Source organism: Pseudomonas sp. LBUM1678 (genome assembly GCF_059695575.1).
The window spans coordinates 2,811,410-2,832,825 of sequence record NZ_CP166775.1 but is presented as its reverse complement, the minus strand read 5'-3'; the positions used below and the strand labels follow the sequence as shown (position 1 = coordinate 2,832,825).

Annotated in this window: 19 protein-coding genes and 2 pseudogenes; 13 read left to right on the top strand and 8 right to left on the bottom strand. The window is 59.3% G+C overall.

What is annotated here, in order from left to right:
- The first annotated feature begins 1 nt into the window (after position 1).
- The 8 genes from ACA070_RS13075 (at position 2) to ACA070_RS13040 (ending at position 9,623) form a co-directional block, all read left to right on the top strand.
- Positions 2-1,090, top strand: coding sequence for a glycosyltransferase (locus ACA070_RS13075; protein WP_497451480.1), 1,089 nt, complete (start codon positions 2-4; stop codon positions 1,088-1,090).
- Positions 1,087-2,199 carry a glycosyltransferase gene (locus ACA070_RS13070; RefSeq protein ID WP_497451479.1) on the top strand — a complete coding sequence of 371 codons (1,113 nt, stop codon included), beginning with the start codon at positions 1,087-1,089 and terminating at the stop codon, positions 2,197-2,199. The genes ACA070_RS13075 and ACA070_RS13070 overlap by 4 nt, the downstream gene beginning before the upstream one ends.
- Entirely contained in the window at positions 2,196-3,509 is a 1,314-nt protein-coding gene (locus tag ACA070_RS13065) for an O-antigen ligase family protein (protein WP_497451478.1), read from the top strand. The genes ACA070_RS13070 and ACA070_RS13065 overlap by 4 nt, the downstream gene beginning before the upstream one ends.
- A gap of 17 nt (positions 3,510-3,526) precedes the next feature.
- On the top strand, positions 3,527-4,480 hold the full coding sequence (locus ACA070_RS13060) for a glycosyltransferase family 2 protein (protein ID WP_497451477.1): 954 nt from the start codon (positions 3,527-3,529) through the stop codon (positions 4,478-4,480).
- 13 nt (positions 4,481-4,493) lie between these two features.
- Positions 4,494-5,912, top strand: coding sequence for an oligosaccharide flippase family protein (locus ACA070_RS13055; protein WP_497451476.1), 1,419 nt, complete (start codon positions 4,494-4,496; stop codon positions 5,910-5,912).
- A gap of 29 nt (positions 5,913-5,941) precedes the next feature.
- Positions 5,942-6,997 (top strand): UDP-glucose 4-epimerase GalE, encoded by a 1,056-nt coding sequence (gene galE, locus ACA070_RS13050; protein ID WP_497451475.1) that lies wholly within the window; start codon positions 5,942-5,944, stop codon positions 6,995-6,997.
- Between the two features lie 5 nt (positions 6,998-7,002).
- Complete coding sequence (locus tag ACA070_RS13045; protein WP_497451474.1) at positions 7,003-8,475, top strand: family 16 glycosylhydrolase; 1,473 nt, start codon at positions 7,003-7,005, stop codon at positions 8,473-8,475.
- 92 nt (positions 8,476-8,567) lie between these two features.
- Positions 8,568-9,623 (top strand): acyltransferase family protein, encoded by a 1,056-nt coding sequence (locus ACA070_RS13040; protein ID WP_497451473.1) that lies wholly within the window; start codon positions 8,568-8,570, stop codon positions 9,621-9,623.
- A 251-nt stretch (positions 9,624-9,874) separates the two neighbouring features.
- On the opposite strand, the gene treS is transcribed toward ACA070_RS13040, so the two are convergent.
- Both treS and ACA070_RS13030 read right to left on the bottom strand, forming a co-directional pair.
- Positions 9,875-11,941: a maltose alpha-D-glucosyltransferase gene (treS, locus tag ACA070_RS13035; RefSeq protein ID WP_497451472.1), complete on the bottom strand. Its 2,067-nt coding sequence runs from the start codon at positions 11,939-11,941 to the stop codon at positions 9,875-9,877.
- A gap of 245 nt (positions 11,942-12,186) precedes the next feature.
- Positions 12,187-13,590, bottom strand: coding sequence for an MFS transporter (locus tag ACA070_RS13030; RefSeq protein ID WP_497451471.1), 1,404 nt, complete (start codon positions 13,588-13,590; stop codon positions 12,187-12,189).
- Positions 13,591-13,718: 128 nt separating this feature from the next.
- Here ACA070_RS13030 and ACA070_RS13025 point away from each other — a divergent pair, with 128 nt between their 5' ends.
- Both ACA070_RS13025 and ilvD read left to right on the top strand, forming a co-directional pair.
- Positions 13,719-14,618: a LysR family transcriptional regulator gene (locus ACA070_RS13025; RefSeq protein WP_497451470.1), complete on the top strand. Its 900-nt coding sequence runs from the start codon at positions 13,719-13,721 to the stop codon at positions 14,616-14,618.
- A gap of 91 nt (positions 14,619-14,709) precedes the next feature.
- Positions 14,710-16,392, top strand: coding sequence for a dihydroxy-acid dehydratase (ilvD, locus tag ACA070_RS13020; RefSeq protein WP_497451469.1), 1,683 nt, complete (start codon positions 14,710-14,712; stop codon positions 16,390-16,392).
- Between the two features lie 170 nt (positions 16,393-16,562).
- Here the strand turns inward: ilvD and ACA070_RS13015 are convergent.
- From ACA070_RS13015 to ACA070_RS13000, 4 genes and pseudogenes are all read right to left on the bottom strand, one after another.
- Positions 16,563-17,159 (bottom strand): annotated as a pseudogene (locus ACA070_RS13015) (methyl-accepting chemotaxis protein); the annotation flags it as partial.
- Between the two features lie 309 nt (positions 17,160-17,468).
- Positions 17,469-18,176: pseudogene (locus ACA070_RS13010) on the bottom strand (MCP four helix bundle domain-containing protein); the annotation flags it as partial.
- Between the two features lie 112 nt (positions 18,177-18,288).
- Positions 18,289-18,648 carry a hypothetical protein gene (locus ACA070_RS13005; RefSeq protein WP_497451468.1) on the bottom strand — a complete coding sequence of 120 codons (360 nt, stop codon included), beginning with the start codon at positions 18,646-18,648 and terminating at the stop codon, positions 18,289-18,291.
- 37 nt (positions 18,649-18,685) lie between these two features.
- Positions 18,686-19,246: a MarR family winged helix-turn-helix transcriptional regulator gene (locus tag ACA070_RS13000; RefSeq protein ID WP_497451467.1), complete on the bottom strand. Its 561-nt coding sequence runs from the start codon at positions 19,244-19,246 to the stop codon at positions 18,686-18,688.
- 134 nt (positions 19,247-19,380) lie between these two features.
- On the opposite strand from ACA070_RS13000, the gene ACA070_RS12995 reads away from it, so the two are divergent.
- From ACA070_RS12995 to ACA070_RS12985, 3 genes are read left to right on the top strand one after another with little or no spacing between them, the layout of a single operon-like run.
- Positions 19,381-20,121 carry a hypothetical protein gene (locus ACA070_RS12995; RefSeq protein ID WP_497451466.1) on the top strand — a complete coding sequence of 247 codons (741 nt, stop codon included), beginning with the start codon at positions 19,381-19,383 and terminating at the stop codon, positions 20,119-20,121.
- Positions 20,121-20,381, top strand: a complete 261-nt coding sequence (locus tag ACA070_RS12990) for a DUF2024 family protein (RefSeq protein ID WP_109632290.1) — start codon at positions 20,121-20,123, stop codon at positions 20,379-20,381. The genes ACA070_RS12995 and ACA070_RS12990 overlap by 1 nt, the downstream gene beginning before the upstream one ends.
- Before the next feature lie 4 nt (positions 20,382-20,385).
- The gene (locus tag ACA070_RS12985) at positions 20,386-20,664 is read left to right on the top strand and encodes a Rho-binding antiterminator (RefSeq protein ID WP_497451465.1); all 279 of its coding nucleotides are present in this window, start codon (positions 20,386-20,388) and stop codon (positions 20,662-20,664) included.
- An 18-nt stretch (positions 20,665-20,682) separates the two neighbouring features.
- Here the strand turns inward: ACA070_RS12985 and ACA070_RS12980 are convergent, their stop codons facing one another.
- Together ACA070_RS12980 and ACA070_RS12975 are read right to left on the bottom strand one after the other, a co-directional pair.
- Positions 20,683-21,114, bottom strand: a complete 432-nt coding sequence (locus ACA070_RS12980) for a DNA methylase (protein ID WP_497451464.1) — start codon at positions 21,112-21,114, stop codon at positions 20,683-20,685.
- Positions 21,115-21,131: 17 nt separating this feature from the next.
- Entirely contained in the window at positions 21,132-21,404 is a 273-nt protein-coding gene (locus ACA070_RS12975) for a hypothetical protein (RefSeq protein WP_497451463.1), read from the bottom strand.
- Positions 21,405-21,416 lie beyond the last annotated feature (12 nt).

The window sequence follows — 21,416 nt, the reverse complement described above, 5'->3', positions numbered from 1 at the left end:
CATGCACATCCTGTTCATTCTCAAGGACTTCCAATCCGGTGGCGGCGTCGAGCGCGTCCAGCAACGGTTGTCCGAGCAGTTTCTCAAGGACGGCCAGCGTGTGAGTTTTTTCGTCATGAACGGTGACACGCCGGACATTGAAGGTGCGCCAACGCTCACCAGCGGCAACGGCAACGGCAGCGGCATCGTCGGCCTGCTCAAGTCCATTGTGCTGTTGCGCCGGCTTATTCGCCGTGAGGGCGTCACCCACCTGATTTCCGCCAAGGAGCAGGCCAATCTCTGCACCTGGATTGCCACCCTGGGCCGTCCTTGCAAAGTCATCTATAGCCGCCACGCGGCACTGGATTGCACTGAACAGAAAACCGGCCCTTCAAGCCTGCGCCTGCTCTATACGTTGTACCTCTGTGGCAGCGGCAAGGTGGTAACGGTCTCCACGGCCTTGCGCCAGTCCCTTGTCGACTGGATGCCCTGGGGTCGGAAACGGATCCGCTATTGCCCCAACGCCGTCGTCACCGAACAACTGCTTGAAGCCGCACAAGCGCCGCTGCCCGCCGATTTACCCCGCGACTATTGGTTGAGCCTGGGCCGACTGGTGGAACCCAAAGGCTTTCATCTGTTGCTGGATGCCTACGCCCTGGCGCTGCGCAGCGAAGCACTGCCGGATCTGGTGATCGTCGGTGACGGTCCCTTGCTCGATGCACTGACCACTCAGGCAAACCGACTGGGCATCGCGCACCGGGTGCATTTCACCGGTTTCCTGAGCAACCCCTATCCGCTGCTGAGGCACGCACGGCTGTTCATTCTGAGCTCCGTGCAGGAAGGCATGCCGACCGTCCTGATCGAGGCGCTGGCACTGGGTACGCCCGTGCTGGCATGCGACTGCGAGACCGGGCCCAGGGAACTGCTGGACAACGGTCGACTGGGTCAACTGGTCGCCGTCAACGACGTACCGGCGTTGGCGCGGGGAATGCTCCAAAGCCTGGAGGCACAGAGCGGCGTTGCGCCAAGCGCAAAAATGCTCAGTGACGCCATCCATCCATACACCAGCCGGTACGCCGCGCAAGCGTATTACCAGGTATGGAACCAATGAAAAAGTTGCTGATTATCCTGCATGACCTCAGCGCTGGCGGGGCTGAAAAAATGATGGCGCGCCTCGCCAGTGCCCTGGTGGACGCGGGCAATGATGTGACATTGCTGATGCTCACCGGCGGCGGCCTCCATGCGGTGCACCTCGACCCGCGGGTCAAGAAAGTCGAATTGCAAAGCCAGCGTACCGCGCATGCGGTGCCGGCCCTCGCGCGATTTCTTCGCGCCAATCGCTTCGACGCACAACTGGCGGCCCTCACTCACGTCAACGTGGTCGCCATCATCGCCGCCTCACTGTCAGGGACACTGGCACGGCTGCACGTCAGCGAACGCAACACGTTTTCCCATGACAAGCACGTTAACCCCGGCTTCATGGTCCGGCTGGCGTATCGGGTGGCACCCCTGTTGTATCGGCTCATCCCCAACCCGGTGATCTGCGTCTCGCGAGGCGTCGCCCAGGACCTGGTCGACACCACCCTTGCACGTCTCCAGGACGTGACCATTGCCGACAATCCGGTCCTCGACGACGACTTTCGCGACAAGCCGCCGGGTCGGCCGAGCCACCGCTGGCTGTTGCAAAAGTCCAGCCCGGTGATTGTCGCCGTGGGTCGCCTGGCTCCGCAAAAAGGCTTCGACACCTTGATCAACGCCTTCGCGAGGTTGCCGGACGTCAACGCTCGCCTGATCATTTTTGGCGAAGGCACGCTCAGGGCGCAGTTGCTTGAGCAGGCCTGCACGCTGGGTGTGGCTGATCGGTTCGACTTGCCAGGCTACACCCGCGATCCCATGGCAGAAGTGGCCGCGGCCGACTGCTTTGTGCTGTCGTCACGTTTCGAGGGCAGCCCCAACGCGCTGGTCGAGGCCTTGTCCACCGGCACCCCGGTGGTGTCGACCCGCTGCCCCCATGGCCCGCAAGACATTCTCATCGGTGGCCTCGTCGCGCCGCTGGTGGCCGTCGACGACCCCAGCGCATTGGCGCAGGCCATCGCCCTGCAACTCTCGACACCGCGAGACTTGCAACGCCAGTCCCGCATCGACGCCGCCGCGCGTTTCATGAATGCCAGCGCGGTAGAAACCTACCTCGCCGCGTTGCTCCGGAGGCCATCGCCATGAGCACACTGGAGATCCGATATTCCACACTGCGCGACGTGTTCACTCTGTTCGGTGTGCTGTTCTACATCCAGGTGATCACGTTTGTCCTCAGTCTGGGTGGAGCCGCAAGCTTCGGCGACATCGATAAAGACCTCGAAGGCAACGTCGCCAACCAGATCTGCGGTCTCATCACCCTGCTGGTGCCCTTGTTCTTCTTCATCCGCAACAAAGTGTTCCTCAGCAAAACCTTTTACCGCAGCAACTTCTTTCTGCTGGTGTTCATGCTCTGTGTCATCGCATCGATCGGCTGGTCCCACGACCCGATGCTGAGTTTCAAGCGGTTTATCGCAATGCTCAGCGTGGTGTTTTTTGCCGGTTTCATTGCCTACAACTACCCCCTTGAAAAAATCACCTTCATGCTCGGCTGTGCCATCGGCGTGGCAGCGTTGATCGGGTTGATGCTCGCCGTGGTCATGCCTGACGTCGCGTTCTTGTCCGGTGGCATTCGCGACGGTGCATTCAAGGGGATTTTCGCCGAAAAGAACGCCGGGGCACGGCTCAACGCAATCGCCATTCTGCTGTTGCTACCGATGATCCGCCAACGCAACCGCTGGGCCCTGTTCTGCTCGTTTTTTTCGCTGATCGCGATCCTGCTCGCCCAATCGGCGACCGGCGTGGCATTGATCATTTCCGGTACGGTGAGCTACTGGTATTTCCTCACCCTGATCCGCTTGCATATCAACCGCTCGCAGTGGCTGTTCTTCGGTTGCACGCTGGTGTTTCTGCTGGTTTGCCTGTTGCTGTACAGCCACGTTGCGTGGCTGCTGGAGATCGCCGGTCGCGATCCGTCGCTCACTGACCGCACAATGATCTGGGAGCTGCTCGCGCCATTTGTCGACGAGCAATGGCTCAAGGGTTACGGTTTCGGTGCCTTCTGGGCCAGCCCCGATGCCAGTGCCTTCATCACTCGCTGGGGCTACATCGGCAACGCCCACAGCGGCTACATGGAGACCCTGCTCAACGGCGGCATTATCCAGTTGACTGCGCTGGCGCTGCTGCTGGGCGAAGCACTGCTCAAACAATACCGCGCCGTGACGGCGAACCAGGCGGCACGGTTTCGCGCCAGCGCCCTGGTCATCATCGGCTTGTTCGTCGTCACCAATTATGTGGCGTACGTAATTCCCAACTATCGCTCCGCCGAGTTCCTGGTGTTCTGCACCTTGGCCCTGTCCTTTCGGCATCACCACGCGACATTCCCCGAGTTATCACCGACAACCCTGCGTCAGCGTCCGTCTGGCAGGGATTTAGCGCGCGATTCAGCCCAGGCGTGACAAAAGGAGAAACACCCGTGCCCAACCAAGCCTCCCCTTCAGCGCATTCAGTGTGCGTCGTGATCCCGCTATACAACGGCGCCGACAGCATTGAGCAAACACTGGCGTCCCTGGTCGGGCAAACCCGACTGCCCGATCACGTCATCGTCGTCGACGATGGTTCCACCGATGACGGACCACAACGGGTCAGAGACTTCGTGGCGCCGTTCCGCCTGACGCTGTTGCAGCAGGCCAACGAAGGCCAGGCCAGTGCCCGCAACCACGGATTGCGGCACAGTGAAGAGACGTTTGTGGCGCTGCTCGATGCCGACGATCAATTTCGTCCGCAAAAGCTCGAGCTGCAATTGGCGCTGTACGACGAACTCACTCGTCAGGGACGGCCGGTGGGGCTGATCGACTGCTACACGCAGGTCAATTACAGCGACGGCAGGCGGCAGCTGGACAACCATCTCAAGAACGGCAGGCATTTCTACGATTTCATCCACGCCAACGTCCTCAATGGCGTCTCCACCGCGCTGGTCAAGCGCGAGGTGATCATGCAATACGGCGGCTTCGATGCCAGCCTGCGTTACTCCGAAGACCGTTTCATGTGGACCCGGATCGCCGAACACTGGGAGGTCCACACGGTGCCTCAGGTGCTGCTGGAACGCACAGTCAACGGCGGCAACATGACCGCGCAACCGAAAAAGTACTATGCCAACAAAATCAGGTTCATCGACGTGTACCTCGCCCGCTATGGCGCGCAGCTCAGCAAGCAGCAACGGATCGATTTTGTGCTGGGCAACCACACCGATTTTCTCAATGCCTTTTCCCGACGTGGCGAGCATGCCGAAGTGATCGGCGTGTACCGGCGAATGCTGGAGTATTCCTGGCAAACGCTGATCTTCGCCAGCGGCAAACCGACCTTGCGTTACCTCTATGCCTGCGCCCGAACCTTGCGCAAGGCAACGGCATCAACCACCGCTCATTGAACCGGTATCCGCCATGGCCAATCACCGTCTGGTGACATTGATCTGGATCTTCACCGAGAAATTCGGCTTGATCTTCCTGTCGATGATTACCTTTGTCGCGTATGCCAGGCTGTTGTCGCCCGCAGAGCTGGGTGTGGGCACTGTCATCATTGCCATCGTCGAGTTGATCGGTCTGATGTATTCATCGGTTCTGGAAGACCCGCTGGTACGACTCGAACGGTTGGAGGACAAGCACATCACCACGGCGTTCTGGGCGGCGGTACTCGTCAGCCTGGTGTCCATCGTCGTCATCTCGGGCGCAGCAATGCTTTACACGCCCGATCCGGTGTTGCAATGGATGACGGCAGTGGCCTCGGTGAAAATCCTGTTCACCATGATGGCGCGGGTCTATGTGGCGCAAATGCGCCGCAGCGGTAACTTCAAGATGCTGGCTTCACGCACGTTAATGGGCAAGGTGTGTGGTGGCGTCGGCGGCATCGCTGTCGCGCTGTGGGGGTTGGGGGCCTGGGCGGTCGTTGCCCAGGCACTGATCATGGAGTTCGTCTCCATCATCGTATTGATGCGCGCAGACCCGCGACGCATTGCCTTTCGTATTGACGGCCCGGTCTTGCGCGAACTGTTGAAGTCCGGTGCGCCGGTGGCCGTCAACGCGCTGAGCTCGCAAGCGCTGCAACGCGGGGTCAATGTGGTCCTGGGCATGACCGCCGGCACCAACGCGGTGGGCATGTTCAACATGGCGATGCGCATCATCGATCTGCCGCGTACGGCGATCTACCACGGTCTGATCAGTTATGCGCTGCCGGTGTTTGCCCGGCGTAGCGCCGATCCCTCACGGTTACGCGCGATCATCAGCGATTCGACCGCCGTCAGCGGCTTCCTGCTGACGCCCCTGTTCATCGGCATCGCCCTCACGGCGCACGACGTGATCCTGTTGATCTTCGGCGCCAAATGGACCGAGGCCATTCCCCTGCTGCAAGTGCTGGCGTGCACCGCAGCCATTGGCAATACAGCCATGTATGCCACGACCGCACTGATCGCCGTCAATCGCAGCCACCTGACCATCAAGGCCGAAGTGGCAACCACGGTACTGGCACTGGCGCTGGTTTACAGCTTCGGCAGTCTTTATGGCGGCATGGCGGCCGCCCTCGCTCTGCTGGCGAGGATGCTGATCATCACGCCGCTGCAAATACGCGGCCTCAACACGGCCATCGGCTATGGCTGGCACCGGTTCTTCGACGCCAATTACCGCAGTGTGATTGCCTCGCTCGTCATGGCGGCAACCGTCGTGATGGTTGCTCCCCGAGTGGGTTTTCAAGGCTATCTGAACCTGATTTTCACCATCGGTATTGGCGCCCTGACCTATGCCGTGGCGTACAGCGTATTGCACCCGCGTTGGCCGCAAGAATTCAAAACGGTTTTCACCGCGCGCTGAATTCCCCCCTGAGACAGGAACACCTCACCATGCCTAAAACCACGCTGATTACTGGCGGGGCCGGCTATATTGGCTCCCATACCGTCCTGGCGCTCATCAATGCCGGGCATTCTGTGCTGGTGCTCGACAACCTGTGCAACAGCTGTCGAGAGTGCATCGCGCGTCTTGAGCTGCTGACCCACACCCGGGTCGATTTCATCAATGGCGATATTGGCGACTCGATCTTGCTCGACGAGATTTTCAGTCGTTACGACGTCGATGCCGTGGTGCATTTTGCGAGCCTAAAATCCGTCGAAGAAAGCATTCGCAAGCCTTTGGACTATTACGCCAACAACGTCGCCGGGACACTCAATCTTTGCCGGGCGATGGTGCGTCATGAAGTGTTCAATCTGGTGTTCAGCTCCTCGGCGACGGTGTACGGCGACCCTGCGCAAACCCCGATCCTGGAAGACATCGGTACCGGAAAACCGGTCAATCCCTATGGCCGCACCAAACTCATGATCGAGGAGTTGCTGACCGACCTGTGCCACGCGGATCCGCGCTGGAGCATTGCCTTGTTGCGCTACTTCAACCCGATCGGTGCCCACGAAAGCGGGATCATCGGCGAAGACCCTCGCGGGCGCCCCGCCAATTTGCTGCCGTGCCTGACCCAGGTGGCGATCGGACGAATTCCTGAACTCACGGTGTACGGCTGCGACTATCCCACCGTGGATGGCACCTGCGTGCGCGATTACATCCATGTGGTCGACCTTGCCATCGGCCACCTCAAGGCGCTGGAGGTGTTGCAGGGCAAAGGCGGCATCAACGCCTGGAACCTGGGCACCGGCATCGGCTACAGCGTGCTGCAAATCATCCAGAGCTTCGAGGACATTACCGGGATCACCATCCCCTACCGCTTCGCCCCGCGACGTGCCGGTGACATCGCCAAATGCTATGCGGACCCGAGCAAGGCAGGACGTGAGCTGGGCTGGAGCGCACAACGCGACCTGGAACAGATGATCGTCGATACCTGGCGGTGGCAGTCGCGCAATCCGCTGGGGTACCAGTCGTCACTCGACATACCGGCCCTGATGACGGCGAAGTGATGCAGATGCTCAGCAAATATCTGCTGGTCCTGCTGTGGTCGGTTTCACTGGCTGGCACGGCGGCGGCGCAAGCGCCCTCCCGTCCGCCGGCCAGCGGGCTGGTGCTGTGGCTCGACGCGGCCGATGCATCGACCATGACCGTCGATGCACAGGACCGTGTGCAGTACTGGCGCGACAAATCCGGCCAGTCCAACGACGCCACGGCAGACGATGCCGCCTTGGGCCCGAAGCAGGTGGCGAACGCCCTGAACGGTCAATCGGTGGTGCGCTTCAGTGGCGTTGAGGGGTTTCTGGGCAAAAACATCCGCAGCGCAAAAGGCCCGGTCACGGTGTTGCTCGTATCTCTTCGGCCAGCAGAAGCCAACGTTGATCCCTGGCAGCGGCTGTTCAGTTCGCGACCGCAAATCGCCAACAACGATAACGTGTTGCCGAATTTCGCCATCAGCCTGCGCCAGACCACCGCGTATGCGCCGACCATTTCCGTGCTGGAGCTTTTCGATGTGCCGATTGGTCCGTATGCCGTCGGGCGCAACGTGGTCGGCAAGGCCGAGAACTTCCGCGGCGACATCGCCGAAGTGCTGGTCTACGACCGCCCGTTTGCCTCCCTCGCCGACCGGCAACAAGCGTTTGAGTACCTGGCGGACAAATGGTCCATTGTCGTTCCCAGACTGGCTGACACCTGGACCCGTGTCGGACCGCTGGGCACGTTGCCGGTCCATACCAACCCCAACCTGCCGCTGTCCGATCAGGCCAATGCCGGCCAGTGGGCACTCGACACCAACCTGTCCGACGACTTCAACGGCACCACCCTCGATCCTGTACGTTGGCACGTCAACAATGCCCAAGGGAACGAATCGCTCGGACGCAAACCGGCGCTGTTCAAGCCGGACAATGCCAGCGTCAAGAATGGCAACCTGAACATCGTCTTCCGCAAGGACACCTTGCCGCAGAAGTACGTCAAGCTCGGCTTCAAGGACTACTCCTCGGCGATGGTTCGCACCCATTCCCGTGGGCTCTTCGGGTATTACGAGGCGCGCGCCAAACCCATGGATTCGGCAGGCTCCAGCGCATTCTGGCTGGCGTGGACGGGCATGACTGACAATGCCACCGAAATCGACATCTTCGAGATTGGTGGCAAGACCAAAAACGCTGCCCTGGACCGTTTTTACAACATGAATGCCCACCTGTGGGCCACGCCGCAAAGCACCGAACATGTTGCCGATGGCAGCGTCTGGGTCAGTCCATGGCGCCTGGCGGACAGCTTCCATATCTACGGCTTCGACTGGCAGCCCGACACCCTGCGCTGGTACGTCGATGGCGTGCTGGTCAGGGAATCGAAGAACAGCCATTTCTTCTTCCCGATGCAGATCGTCTTTGACAGTGAGGCCATGTGGCAGTGGTTCGGCGTGGTGGACGATGCTGACTTGCCCTCTACCTTCAGCGTCGACTACGTCAAGGTGTGGCAACGGAGTCGATAGCCGCCACACCCAATCGACAACCGCCCGGTTCAAATCTCAATCGGCAGATGGTCAGTTTTCAATTAGCGCTAACACGTCTGGAGCGCATTCAAATGATCAAGCGCCGGCTGAAAGAACTGGATTTGCTGCGCTTCCTGGCGGCTATCGCAGTCGTGTTTTTTCACTATGCCTTTCGCGGATATGCAAAGGGCGACATGTCCACAATGCCCTACCCGCTATTGGCTGAGCCTGCCAAGTACGGTTATTTAGGCGTTGAACTATTTTTTATGATCAGTGGATTCGTCATTCTGATGACCGCTTCGAGCAACAATCTCAAAGTATTTTTTATATCCCGCGTCGTTCGTATCTGCCCGGCTTTCTGGGTGTGCTGCACCATCACTTTTCTGGTCATACTTGTCATCGGACAGCCTAGATATACAGCTGATCTTTATCAATACATCGCGAACATGACATTACTTAGCGACGTGATGGGTGTCACGCCGATAGACGGCGTTTACTGGTCTCTATTTGCAGAAATAAAATTTTATCTAATGATATCCATTGTGTTGGCCTTCAAGAAGATAGAAAAAATAGAGACCTACCTCGTGCTCTGGCTGCTGATCTCTGCCATTGCTGAAGTATTCACTTTCGAAAAAATGCGCTCGGTATTAGTCACCGATTACGCTGCCTATTTCATAGCGGGTGCAACGTTCTACATGATTTGGTCCAAGGGCATCACAACAACACGAATTCTCCTGTTGGCGGGTGCATTGGCATTGTCCTGCTACACCGCAATTGTATGGGCCGAATTGCTCGAAACAAAATATTCAACCGACTACAATCTTCTGATTGTATGCAGCGTCATTACCCTTTTCTTTATAACGTTCTTTTTGGTCGCAACGGACAAAATGGCAGCCATAGGGGCATTGAACTGGACTGCATTAGGAGCGCTAACCTACCCACTTTATCTATTACATCAAATGATCGGCTTTATGATCTTTAATATTGCTTATCCGGCTGTGAACCCGCACATCCTGCTATGGGGGACCATCGCCTTTATGATAGGTGCCTCTCATATCATCCACAAAAAAATAGAAACCCCCATTGCCAGGCGAATGAAAAAATTCCTTTTAGTATCCTTCAACCGTATCGAGGCTGATCAGCCCTGACAGAGTTCCTTGTGTCAGGTGGAACCGTCGCCAGACAAGACGTCTGCGATGTGCAGTGATTTTCCGGTCTACCAAGACTGATTGCCAAGCACTAAACCCTGTGGGAGCGAGCTTGCTCGCGATGGGCGTGTCATCCAACATTGTTGTCAACTGACACTCCACAATCGCGAGCAGGCTCGCTCCCACAGGTTCCGTTGCGATCTCGCCTCCCCCACTCGACAGAAGAACACCACACGGATTTCGTCCACTCTTTAAATCATCGGCGAACTGCTCACCACCCGCAGTGCCAAGCCTTCATAGGCATCCAGCGTAATGGTGAAATCGCCCTCAGGCGTGAGATCGCCTTCGACTCGCTCGTTGATGATGTCGACCACCGGCCCCGGCGCGATATTGGGCAGGTGCAAGGTTTCGGTGATCGGTGTCGAACCGAAATTCAGCGCGGTGATTTGCGTGCCTTTGCCGGCGGGCAATTCGTGGACCATGACCAGCAGCCCTGGGTGCTGCACGTCTGGAATCAGGATCTGACGACTGGCGGCGATGTCGTAGGCGCGGCGCGCGGCGAGGATTTTTTTCAATTGCGAGACGAACGAATCCGGGTCCTTCAATTGGCTCGGCAGGCTGCCATACAAGGTCTTCGGACGCGGCATTTGCCCCGCCGACAGCGGTGCCTCCGGATTGAGATCTACCAGATCGTAGGCGCCGCGATGAATCCAGCGCGTGTCGCCGTCGACCATCAAATGCTCGACCTGTTCCGCCGGCAACGGCAACGCGCCGACCAGGTCCCAGCCGGACAGCGCGAACACGCCCGGTTGCATGGCGTTGTACATCACCAACAGCAAATGCACCTGGCGAATCTGCTGGATATCCGCCGCCGTGATTGCGTCGAGATCACGAATCCCCAACGCCGCCGTGATGATGCTGGCGGTGGTGCAAGACACGCCGTTGGTGACGAACTTCAGATTGTAAGGCGCGTGCTCGCCCGCCAGACGTTCGTACATCTGCTCGCGAATGTGTTCACGCAAGATGCTGCCCGGAAAGGTCTGGCCTTGATAGAGGTAGGTGTCATGGGCGTGCAGCGTCCAGAAATGCACCAGCTCCAGGGTCAGTTCGTCGTGGTTTTGCAAGGCATGGATCAGCGAGCCGGGGTCGATGCCGAGGGTGTGCATCTGGCGTAGCATCAAGCGCAGGAACTCGGTATCGCCCATCAGCAACGCGTGCTGGTAGGCCGGTCGGGTGATGAAGTCGTACGAGAGATCGGCGCCACCGTGGGACATGCTGGCGATGTCGTCGACGGTCAGGTTGAGTTCCTGAAAACTGAAACCGCCGGCCTTGCGGATCGCCCCGCCCAGCAACTGGTTACCAGTGATCGATAACGGGTGGCTCTCAGACCAGGCCGTACCGTCGAGCTTACGCTCCACGCCGAGGAATCCGTTGGCGTCCAGACGCAGGATTTTCGCGCCCATGACGTCAATGGCGTGCAGGGCATCGCCGATGATCATCTGCTGCGCGGCGAAGGTCGGGTCCAGCCAGTTCAGTGACGGCTGCCCTTCCTTGAAGTAATGCAGATAGACCCAGCGCCGCGGCTTGCCATCGACGCCGATCACGATCGGTGTCGCGCTCCAGTCGGTTTCCTTGACGCCCGGCTCGAAGAAAATCACCCGCTGCAACTGACCGACGATGTAGTGCTTGTCCCGGAGTACATCGACCTGCAGCGGACTGAGGTTTTGCGCATCACGACCGTCGGCGATGTCCGGCAGCAATGGCCAGTCCTCTTCGCGGATTTCGACCATGTGGTAGAGGCCTGGATAGTCTTCATACGCCATCTCGGCCAGGCGGAAATCCGCGCCTTTGCCGGTATGTGAAGGGATCACGTCATCGATGATCACCGCATTGTGCGCGGCGGCCATGCGCACCAGCGCCTGGAGGTGCGCCTCGGTGCCCAGCTGTGGGTCGATCTCGAAACTGATGCGGTCGAAGTTGCCGTCAATGGTCGGTGTGCGTTGAGTGCCCGTCAGGCCGCCAGACATTTTCAGCGGACCGTTATGAATGCCCTGGATGCCGATTTTCGACAGGGCGTGCCACAAGGTTTCATCGCCCAACGCCTCGAGCACGCTGCCGTCTTCGCGGGTGACGATGGACGCCGGGTAAGCGGTGAACCACACCGACGCCAGGGCTGAAGCATCACGGGGCCGGGTATGGGCATAAGGCTGCTGCCACAGCCGACCTTGCCCGGAGTACAGCTTGGCGCGCTGCCTGGCGGCATGCAGCATCGATTGTTCAACCAGCCAGGTCACATGATTCTTGTCAGCCGCAGTCATAAAAACAGTCACCTGTCGTCGGGGGTAAATTTACGCTCGGCCATCCCATGCGTACCTGCACCGGTGGACTCGTCCTTTTCATATGAGGCCCTGAGGCGGCATTCGTTGCATTGGCGCTTGAGGATTCAGGATTGGGCATTACCCTCCTTGCCACAACAGGCTTGCTAACGGCAACGACTCACTCAGCCGAGCCATAAACCTGCCAACCAACCCGTTTTTTTGGCGGGCTTTTTTTTGCTCCGGATTTACGCCTCTGCGCGTTCACGTTTCAGGGCTGGCAACGCGATGGCGAGTGCCAGGCCAATCAGCCCTGCCGCAACCGCAAAAGTGAATGTCATGCCACGGGCGACCGCTTCTGGCGGTGCGCTGGTGACGTCGGTCGCCGATGAAGCCAACGCAAACACTGCGCCCATGACCGAGGCCCCGGTGATGAGCCCGAGATTGCGTGACAGACTGAGCAGGCCGGCAATGACGCCTCGCTGATCCGCGCTGACGCCGGTCATGATCAACGTGTTGTTGGCCGCCTGAAACAGCGCATAACTGGCGGTGATCACAGCAATGGGCATGAGGTAGCCAAGAACGCCGAATCGCGTCGGCATCATGGACAGAACGCATGCACCGAGCGCCATCGCAACAAGCCCGGAAACGCTCATGCGTTGTGCGCCGAAACGGTCCACCAGGCGGCCGGCGGGTACGCCAGCCAACGCGGCAACCAGCGGGCCGACTGACAACGTGAGCCCGACCAGCGCTGCATTCAGCCCAAGCGCGCCCGAGAGATAAAACGGCCCGACCACCAGCGTCGACATCATCACCGTCGAGACCAGCATGCTCATGGCCAGGCTCGCGCTCAACCCTCGATCACGCAACAGCGCCAGTTTGATCAGCGGCGATTCAACCGTTGCCTCAATGAACAGAAAAACCCCGGTTCCGGCAACCGCGATCAGCAATAACGCGAGGTTGATCGAACCCCAAACCCCTTCACCCAACGTCATTGCCAATGCATAAGCACCGAGTGTCAGCGCCAACACCAACGTACCTGCAAGGTCAAAACCGCCGCGCTGAACCTTTGGCGTTTGGCGATCGGCAGGCAAATAGAGGTAAGCGAGTACGCCGTTCAAAACGCCCAGCGGCAGGTTAATCAGAAAAATCGCCTGCCAGCCGAAGCCGGAGATCAACACGCCTCCGAGCGATGGCCCCAGCGTGGTGCCGATCGCCGACATCGTGCCGAGCAATCCCATGGCACTGCCGGTTTGCGCCTTGGGCACCGTCTCACCGACAAACGCCACGGTGAGCGCCAGCATGGTCGCCGCGCCGAGGCCTTGCACCGCCCGGGCGGCGACCAGCCACCCCAGCGACGGCGCAAGGCCACACGCCAGTGAAGCCAGGGTAAAAATGGCGATGCCAGCCAGGAGCAAGCGACGGCGACCGACGATGTCGCCCAAGCGTCCGACACTGACAATCAATGTCGTGATCGCAAGCAGATACGCCAGGACGATCCACTGCACGTGCTGGAAAGAAGCGTCGAGTGCCTGGGACAAGGTCGGCAAGCCTGCATTGGCGATGCTGGTGTCGAGGGAAGGCATCAACATCGACAGCGAAAGGCAGGCGAGCGCCCATCGGGCCGAGCCGGATTGCGTGGTGAGAGTCATGGTTGGCCCCTTGATGAAGTGTTGGCCTCCAGCGTATGCCCGCACCTGACATGGCGGAAGCCGCACCACTTGCACTTGATACCTGCACACGACGCCATGTCACGGCCCAGCCGTGCTAACGTTAAAACATGACGACTCCCGACCTGAATCTGCTGATCACCCTCGATGCGCTACTCGCCGAAGGCAGTGTTGCGCGTGCCGCCCAACGATTGCGGCTGAGCCCGTCGGCGATGAGCCGGGCGCTGGCGCGATTGCGTGAAACCACCGGCGATCCATTGCTGGTCCGCGCCGGACGCGGCCTGGTGCCGACACCCCGGGCGCTGGAACTGCGCGAGCAGGTCAGCCAACTGGTGCAGCACGCCGAAGCGGTGCTGCGCCCCGCCGAGCAACTCGACCTCACGCAACTGATGCGAACCTTCACACTGCGCACCAGCGACGGTTTTGTAGAGACCTTCGGGCCGGCGCTGATTGCTCGCCTCAGCGAAGAAGCACCTGGCGTACGGCTGCACTTTTTGCAGAAACTGAACCAAGACAGCACGCTGCTGCGTGACGGCACGGTCGATCTGGAGACCGGCGTGGTCGCGGACACCACCAGCCCGGAAGTGCGCACCCGCGCGTTGTACCAGGACCGCTTCATCGGCGTGGTACGCCCAGGGCATCCGCTGAGCAAGGGCAAGATCACGCCCGCCCGGTATGCGTCCGGCCGGCATGTGCTGGTCTCGCGACGTGGACGGGACACAGGGCCGATGGATGACGCCTTGAAACCGCTTGGGCTGGCGCGGGAGATCGTCACCATCGTCGGGGGCTTTTCCGCAGCCCTGGCGCTGGCCCGGGCGTCGGACCTGATCGCCACGGTGCCCGAACGCCACACCCACAATCTGCGCGCCGGCCTGCACAGTTTCCCCCTTCCGGTCGCCACGCCAGTCATCACCATCTCAATGCTCTGGCATCCCCGAATGGACGCCGATGCCGCGCACCAGTGGTTGCGCGGATGTATTCGGGAGGTGTGTGCGGGGCCCTTGGATTAGCAAACTGATTTTTGTCGCTGTCGGGACTAGACTCAATCCGTTGCTTCGGGCCACACCGGTCGGGCCAGCGATCTGGATATGAGGGAACGTCATGAGCGACAAAGTCGATTTACGCAAGTATTCCTCTCTAGTGGTCGACGGCGTGGAGCGCGCGCCCGGCCGCTCCATGCTGCGTGCCGTGGGCTTTACGGATGAGGACTTCAAAAAACCGCAGATCGGCATCGCCTCGACATGGGCGATGGTCACGCCGTGCAACATGCACATCGACAAGCTCGCCGTTGAAGCGGAAAAAGGCGCAAATGCCGCCGGCGCCAAGGGCGTTATTTTCAACACCATCACCATTTCCGACGGCATCGCCAACGGCACCGAAGGCATGAAGTATTCGCTGGTGTCGCGGGAGGTGATCGCCGACTCCATCGAAGTGGTGGCCGGTTGCGAAGGCTTTGACGGTCTGGTGACCGTGGGTGGTTGTGACAAGAACATGCCGGGGTGCCTGATCGGCATGGCCCGGCTGAATCGCCCGTCGATCTTCGTCTATGGCGGCACCATCCGCCCGGGCGCCGGCCACACCGACATCATTTCCGTGTTCGAGGCCGTGGGCCAAAATGCACGCGGCGATATCAACGAGATTCAGGTCAAGCAGATCGAGGAAGTGGCGATTCCCGGTCCCGGCTCCTGCGGCGGCATGTACACGGCCAACACCATGGCCTCGGCCATCGAAGCATTGGGCATGAGCCTGCCCGGTTCCAGTTCTCAGGACGCCGTCGGCAGCGATAAGGCGTCAGACAGCTACCGTGCCGGCCAGCAGGTCATGGAGCTGCTCAAACTGGACCTCAAACCGCGCGACATCATGACCCGCAAGGCCTTCGAGAACGCCATCCGCGTGGTGATCGCCCTCGCCGGCTCGACCAACGCAGTGCTGCACCTGTTGGCCATGGCACATGCGGTGGATGTCGAGCTGACGCTGGATGATTTCGTCGAGCTGGGCAAGGTGTCCCCGGTGGTGGCCGACCTGCGCCCCAGCGGCAAATACATGATGAGTGAGCTGGTGGCCATCGGCGGCATCCAGCCGCTGATGAAACGCATGCTCGCCGCCGGCATGCTGCACGGCGATGTGCTGACGGTGACCGGCAAGACCCTGGCAGAAAACCTCGAAAACGTACCCGACTACCCCGAAGGCCAGGACGTGATTCTGCCGTTCGACCAGCCGGTCAAAAAGGACTCCCATCTGGTGGTGCTGCGCGGCAACCTTTCGCCCACTGGCGCAGTGGCCAAGATCACCGGCAAGGAAGGTTTGCGCTTTGAAGGTATGGCGCGTGTGTATCACGGCGAGGAAGGCGCGTTGGCCGGGATTCTCAATGGCGAAGTCAAAGCCGGCGACGTCATCGTGATTCGCTATGAAGGGCCCAAGGGTGGGCCCGGCATGCGCGAAATGCTTTCGCCTACCTCGGCGGTCATGGGCAAAGGGCTGGGCAAGGAAGTCGCGCTGATCACCGATGGCCGCTTCTCCGGCGGCTCACATGGTTTTGTGGTGGGGCATATCACGCCGGAGGCCTTTGAGGGCGGGCCGATTGCGCTGATTGAAGATGGCGACAGGATCACCATCGACGCTGAAACCCGGCAGATTACGGTGGACGTCTCCGACGCCGAACTGGCCGAGCGCAAGACCCGTTGGGTGCGCCCGGAATCCAAGTACAAACGCGGGGTGCTGGCCAAGTATGCGAAGACTGTGTCCAGCGCTTCGGAGGGCGCGGTTACGGATAAATACCTTTAGGGACAGGATTCTGTGTTGTCTGACCTGCTGCAATCGCGAGCAGGCTCACTCCCACATTGGATCTTCATTAAGCACAGAATTTGTGTTCGACGCAGATCAAATGTGGGAGCGAGCCTGCTCGCGATGAGGCCCTGACAATCACCTGAAATCATTTGATCGATACACAAGCCTCAAAGCCGAAACCGATCCACCGACTGCGACAGCTTCCCCGCCAAAGTCGACAGCTCATCAGTCGTCGATGCAGTCTGCCCAATCACCTTGCTGTTGCCTTCCGACATCCCCGCAATCATGTCCACCTGATGAGCAATTTCGTTACTGGCCAGACTCTGCTCGCCGATCGTGCGGGTAATGTCATTCACCAGCTCAGTGGTATTGAGCGTGGCTTCGAGGATTTCGCGGATGGCGCGCTCGACGTCGGCGGTCACCGCCATGCCCTTGTCGACCTGCGCAACCCCCGCCTCCATGCTGGTCACTGCCTCGCGGGTGCTTTGCTGGATGCGCGAGACCATGCTGGCAATTTCCTGGGTGGAAGCGCTGGTGCGTCCTGCGAGGCTGCGGACTTCGTCGGCCACCACCGCAAAACCTCGGCCTTGCTCACCGGCGCGAGCAGCTTCGATGGCGGCGTTGAGGGCCAGCAGGTTGGTTTGATCGGCGATGCCCTTGATCACCTGAATGATGCTGAAAATTCCCTCGGACTCCTTGTCCAGCGTGCGGATCACCTGGGCCGATTGCTGCGCCGAACGCGCGATGCCGTCCATGTCGCTGACCACCTGATGGATCACGCGACCGCCATCCTTGGCCAGTGCCTCGGCCTGGTTGGCCATGTTTAGTGCGCGCTCGGCGTGGCGGGTAATTTCCTCGATGCTCGCAGTCATTTCACTCGCGGCAGCGGCCATGGTGCTGGCCGCGACGCTTTGCTGCTGGCTGCTGTCGGCGACCTGATGGCAGCCGCTGCTCAACTGCACGCTCATGCCACTGACGCCATGCGCATTGCTGCGCACCACCTCGATCATGCCGCGCAGGTCACGCTGCATGGTCGCCAGACTGCGGATCAATGCGCTGGCTTCATCCTTGTGGGTCGGTTCGACGATAGGTTCGCTCAGGTTGCCATGGGCGATGCTTTGGGCAATGCGGCTGGCGGTCTGCAACGGACCCATGATGCTCAAAATCACCCAGCGGCCCTGGATGAGCAGCAACAACAGGCTGGCGATGAGCACGACGCCCAGCGTGAAATTCGCGCTGCTGATGGCCTGCTCGGTGCCTTGGCTGGTCTGCTGGGTGTAGGTTTCGATCAGCTCGCTGAGGGCCGCCATCTGGTCTTCCAGTTGGCTGAATGCGGTATTGAACGTGCCCAGTTCCTTTTGGGCGGAATCCGGATTTTCCAGCGCCAGACCGACAATGCGCTCGGCCGCGCTGATGTAGGTATCGAGGCTCGGCTTGATCTTGTTCAGGCCCGCCTTGATGGTGTCGTTGACCGGCAGCTTGAGGTTTTCACCCAGCAATTCACGAAAATTCGCCGCATGCTCCTCGATGGAGCTGCGCACCTCGGCTTTGCTGCTGGTGCTTTTGCCCAGCCCGACCACCATCGCGGACAGCACATCGGCGCGCAGTGCGTCGTGCATCATGTCGCCTTCGAGGTGATTGCGCAGCGCGGTCATGCTGACCTCGTTGTCCTTCACCGCTTCAGCCATTCGGGTGTTTCCCACGTAACTGACCAGACTCACGATCAACGCGGTGAGCAAGCTCGTACCAATCAGCAGCAACAAGCGTAATTTTATAGACATGGGGTAGCCCTCTCGGTACGTCGCTTTTATGAACACGTTATCGGCTGCGCTGGCCAGTCTTTGAAGACTGACGCCGTACTTTCGATGTTTTGCGACATGCGGTAGGTGCCGATTAGCGCTTGCGCGCCAGACGCTGCTGCCAATTGCCGCCATTGGCTCGCTGGCATTGCTCTTCAGAATCAAACTGCACATGGGCCGAGACTTGGCTGACGAGTACATCCGCTTCGTTCAACGCGTTAGCTGTCAGTTCGACCATGCGCTCGCCCTGCCCGCTCGCCAACGCTTGATCCTTGTTGGCCTGGGTGTTGAAGACCCAGACAACCCTCAGGCTGGAAGGAAATTCGTCGTAATCGACTTCGTGGGTCAGCCATTCGAATCCGACGATTTGCGCTTTGGCCGTTTCACACGCCTCGGTCAGGGTGGCAACCAGGCGACGTTCGATGCGTGCCTGATCGCGTTTGCTTAAACCCATGGGGAATCCTTGTGATGGTCGAAATTGTGGATCAGTCTCAATCGAGCACCTCTTCAGGCACTCGATGCTCCCTGCAAATCAAATCGATTTCGCCGGACTCCAAGGGTTCCTGAGTCAGTCCACAAAAGGCCCCGCCCGCCACTGTCCGATGGAAGCGGCAGCTTCGGCAAAGCCCGAAACCCGGTACATTTTCCCCTTGCTGAATATTCCTCAACAGCTCCAGCAACAACCCTTCCAGATCCTGTGACCGTGCGCCCATTCGCTGGGCGGCAGCTACCAGAAAATCCGGTGGCATCACGGCATCCAACAGGGCTCTGGCCGGCGCGGTCAATTCCAGGTGCACGCTGCGTTTGTCCTTGGCGTCCGGGGTCTTGATCAGCAGCCCGTTGGTTTCCAGCGCCTTGAGCGATTGCGACACCGTGCCCTTGGTCAGCCCCAGATACTCGGTCACCGCCAATGGCGTGTTGGAGTAACGATTGCAGCGGCCCAGATACATCAGCGCGCTCAATTGAATCGGCTGCAGATCCGTCAGCTTCGGGTGTTCGCGAAACCAGACGCGCGTCAGGCTCGACAGTCTTTCCAGCAGATCGAACAACACAGGGGTATTTCCAGATCAAGAGTGTTGATAAATAGTATCGGATAAAAACCATATTGACAAAATCCAGCCTTGGCTTAGGCTTGTCGGTATCGATTCGAAACTAAATTCACAACACACTGAGATAGGAGGTCATCATGAAATCGGTACTGGCATTGGCCATCAGCACGCTTCTGGTAGCACCCGCGTGGGCCCACGATTCGGCAGGTATCAGCAGCGCGAAGAGCACGGCGGACGCCGCGTTCGACCTCGTCAATACCCGTGTCTTCAAGGAAGGCACCAACCTGGTATTCGAACAATTGGTCGACGGCAAGGCCGGCAGTCGGGTGCCTGCGGCTAAAGGCGCTTTCGCAGGTGCGGACGTCTACAGCTATGTCTGGCCAACCAGTCTGGACAGCTCAGCCGTCGGGTTTGAAGCGAAGTCAGGCATTCTCGCCCTGGCACTGACCTCGCACCCGGACTTCGACGACACCCCGCAACTGGACGAAAACAAGGACGGCAAGAAAGACAACGACGGCGGCCTCTGGCATTCCCACTGGGTAGTGCTGACCAAAGATGAAAGCTGCGGACCTGGTGGTCTGAAAGTCCGCGACATCCCCAAAGATGCCAAGCCCAAGCTACCGGCGACCTGGCCTGGCGCGCCGATCTACATCGACTCCCCCGGCTACGACCTGAGCGTCGAAAAAAATGCCGCGAAAATTCGCGTGCCGCTGGCAGCCGTGGGCTTTCCTGAAAGTTTCAACTACGACGGCGTCACCGCGGCCCTGAAGGTCAATGCCGATCTGCACAACCCACTGCTTTGCGTGAGCAGCGTCTATGACATTGCCTCGGGCGACCTGTCTCTGCCCGGCACCTGGAAACTGAAGGAGAGCAAATGATGAGCGTTAAAGTGTTCGATACCCACGTGCGTACCAAAGATGGCCGCTACTTGCATTTCGATGTGTTGATCGACAGCAATGACCCTGAACTGGCGAAGTCCTACGCCCGACGCTTCCTTGATGAACAGGGCGTTCAGGACGAAGATATTTCCCAGAACGAATGCCGGTTCTGCCACGTTGAACCGTCGAACCCGGTCGTCGCCGAAGCGATCAGCAAGCAAGGTCACTTCATCATCAAACTGCAAGGTTGCCAGGAGTAACGAGATGAACGCGTATCAGCCTTTGAACTGCGATCTGCACGACTATCTGGAGATCGCTTGCCTGCGCGGTTATCGACTGGATATCGAGCTGAACGACGGCGCACGCCTGATCGCCAAGGCGCTGACGACGCGAACTTCCAGTGACAAGGAAGAGTTTCTGTGCCTTGAAACGGCTGATGGCCAGCAGGAAGTCCGTCTGGATCAACTGCTGGCTGTCACGCCGCTGGACGCCAATGCGCAGTTTGGACGGGTGGTGTTTCAGGGTGCCGTTTGCAGTTTTTAAGCGTTCACCACAGGTGTTTCAATACAGCACGGTCCCCGCATCACGCATGAAAATCTCAATGGTCTTGGGCCCTACCCCTTCGAACTCCGCCAGGCGTTTTTCGAACGCCTGGCGGTTTTCACTGACGCGCTGAATGTTGCCAATCTTCCCGGCGTATTCTTCGTGCAGTTTGGCGCTGAGCTTTAGCAATCGCAGGGCTGTGGTTTCGTCATAACGCACGTAACGGGCTTCGCCCAACATGCCGACCAGTTGTCGGTGTGTGCAGTGCCCAAGTTTGAGTGCGGAATCTCTCGCATGTTTTTCAACAATGACGCGATACGCCTGCGCGGCGATTTCAGCCTGAATCCGCTTGCCCATCAGAAAGCTGGCGATGAACCATTTGAACAGGGCACTTTCGTCCCCGTGCTGCAAATCTATGCCCAGATCCGTGGCGCCGATGGTTTTGTTCATGCTTTTATCCGATTCAATCAGCCGCTCTCCTTTTTCAGCGCTCGGTGATAATCCTCGCCTGCGATAGCACGCAGATACGCTTGATCCGCCTCAACCCTGAGATCGCGCCACTCCTGCCAGCTCACTATTCCCAGTCGATCCATCTCGTCAGACTGACGAATCAGTTCTTCGTGATAGGCGTCGGGACACTCCATACGCAGCTTCAAGTCTTCAAGGGCGAGATGCCAGGTGTTGAGCGCTCGCAGCTTTAGCTCTTGGGCCGGAGTCAGTAGATTGGCAAACGAGTGCATGGCAGCGCTCCC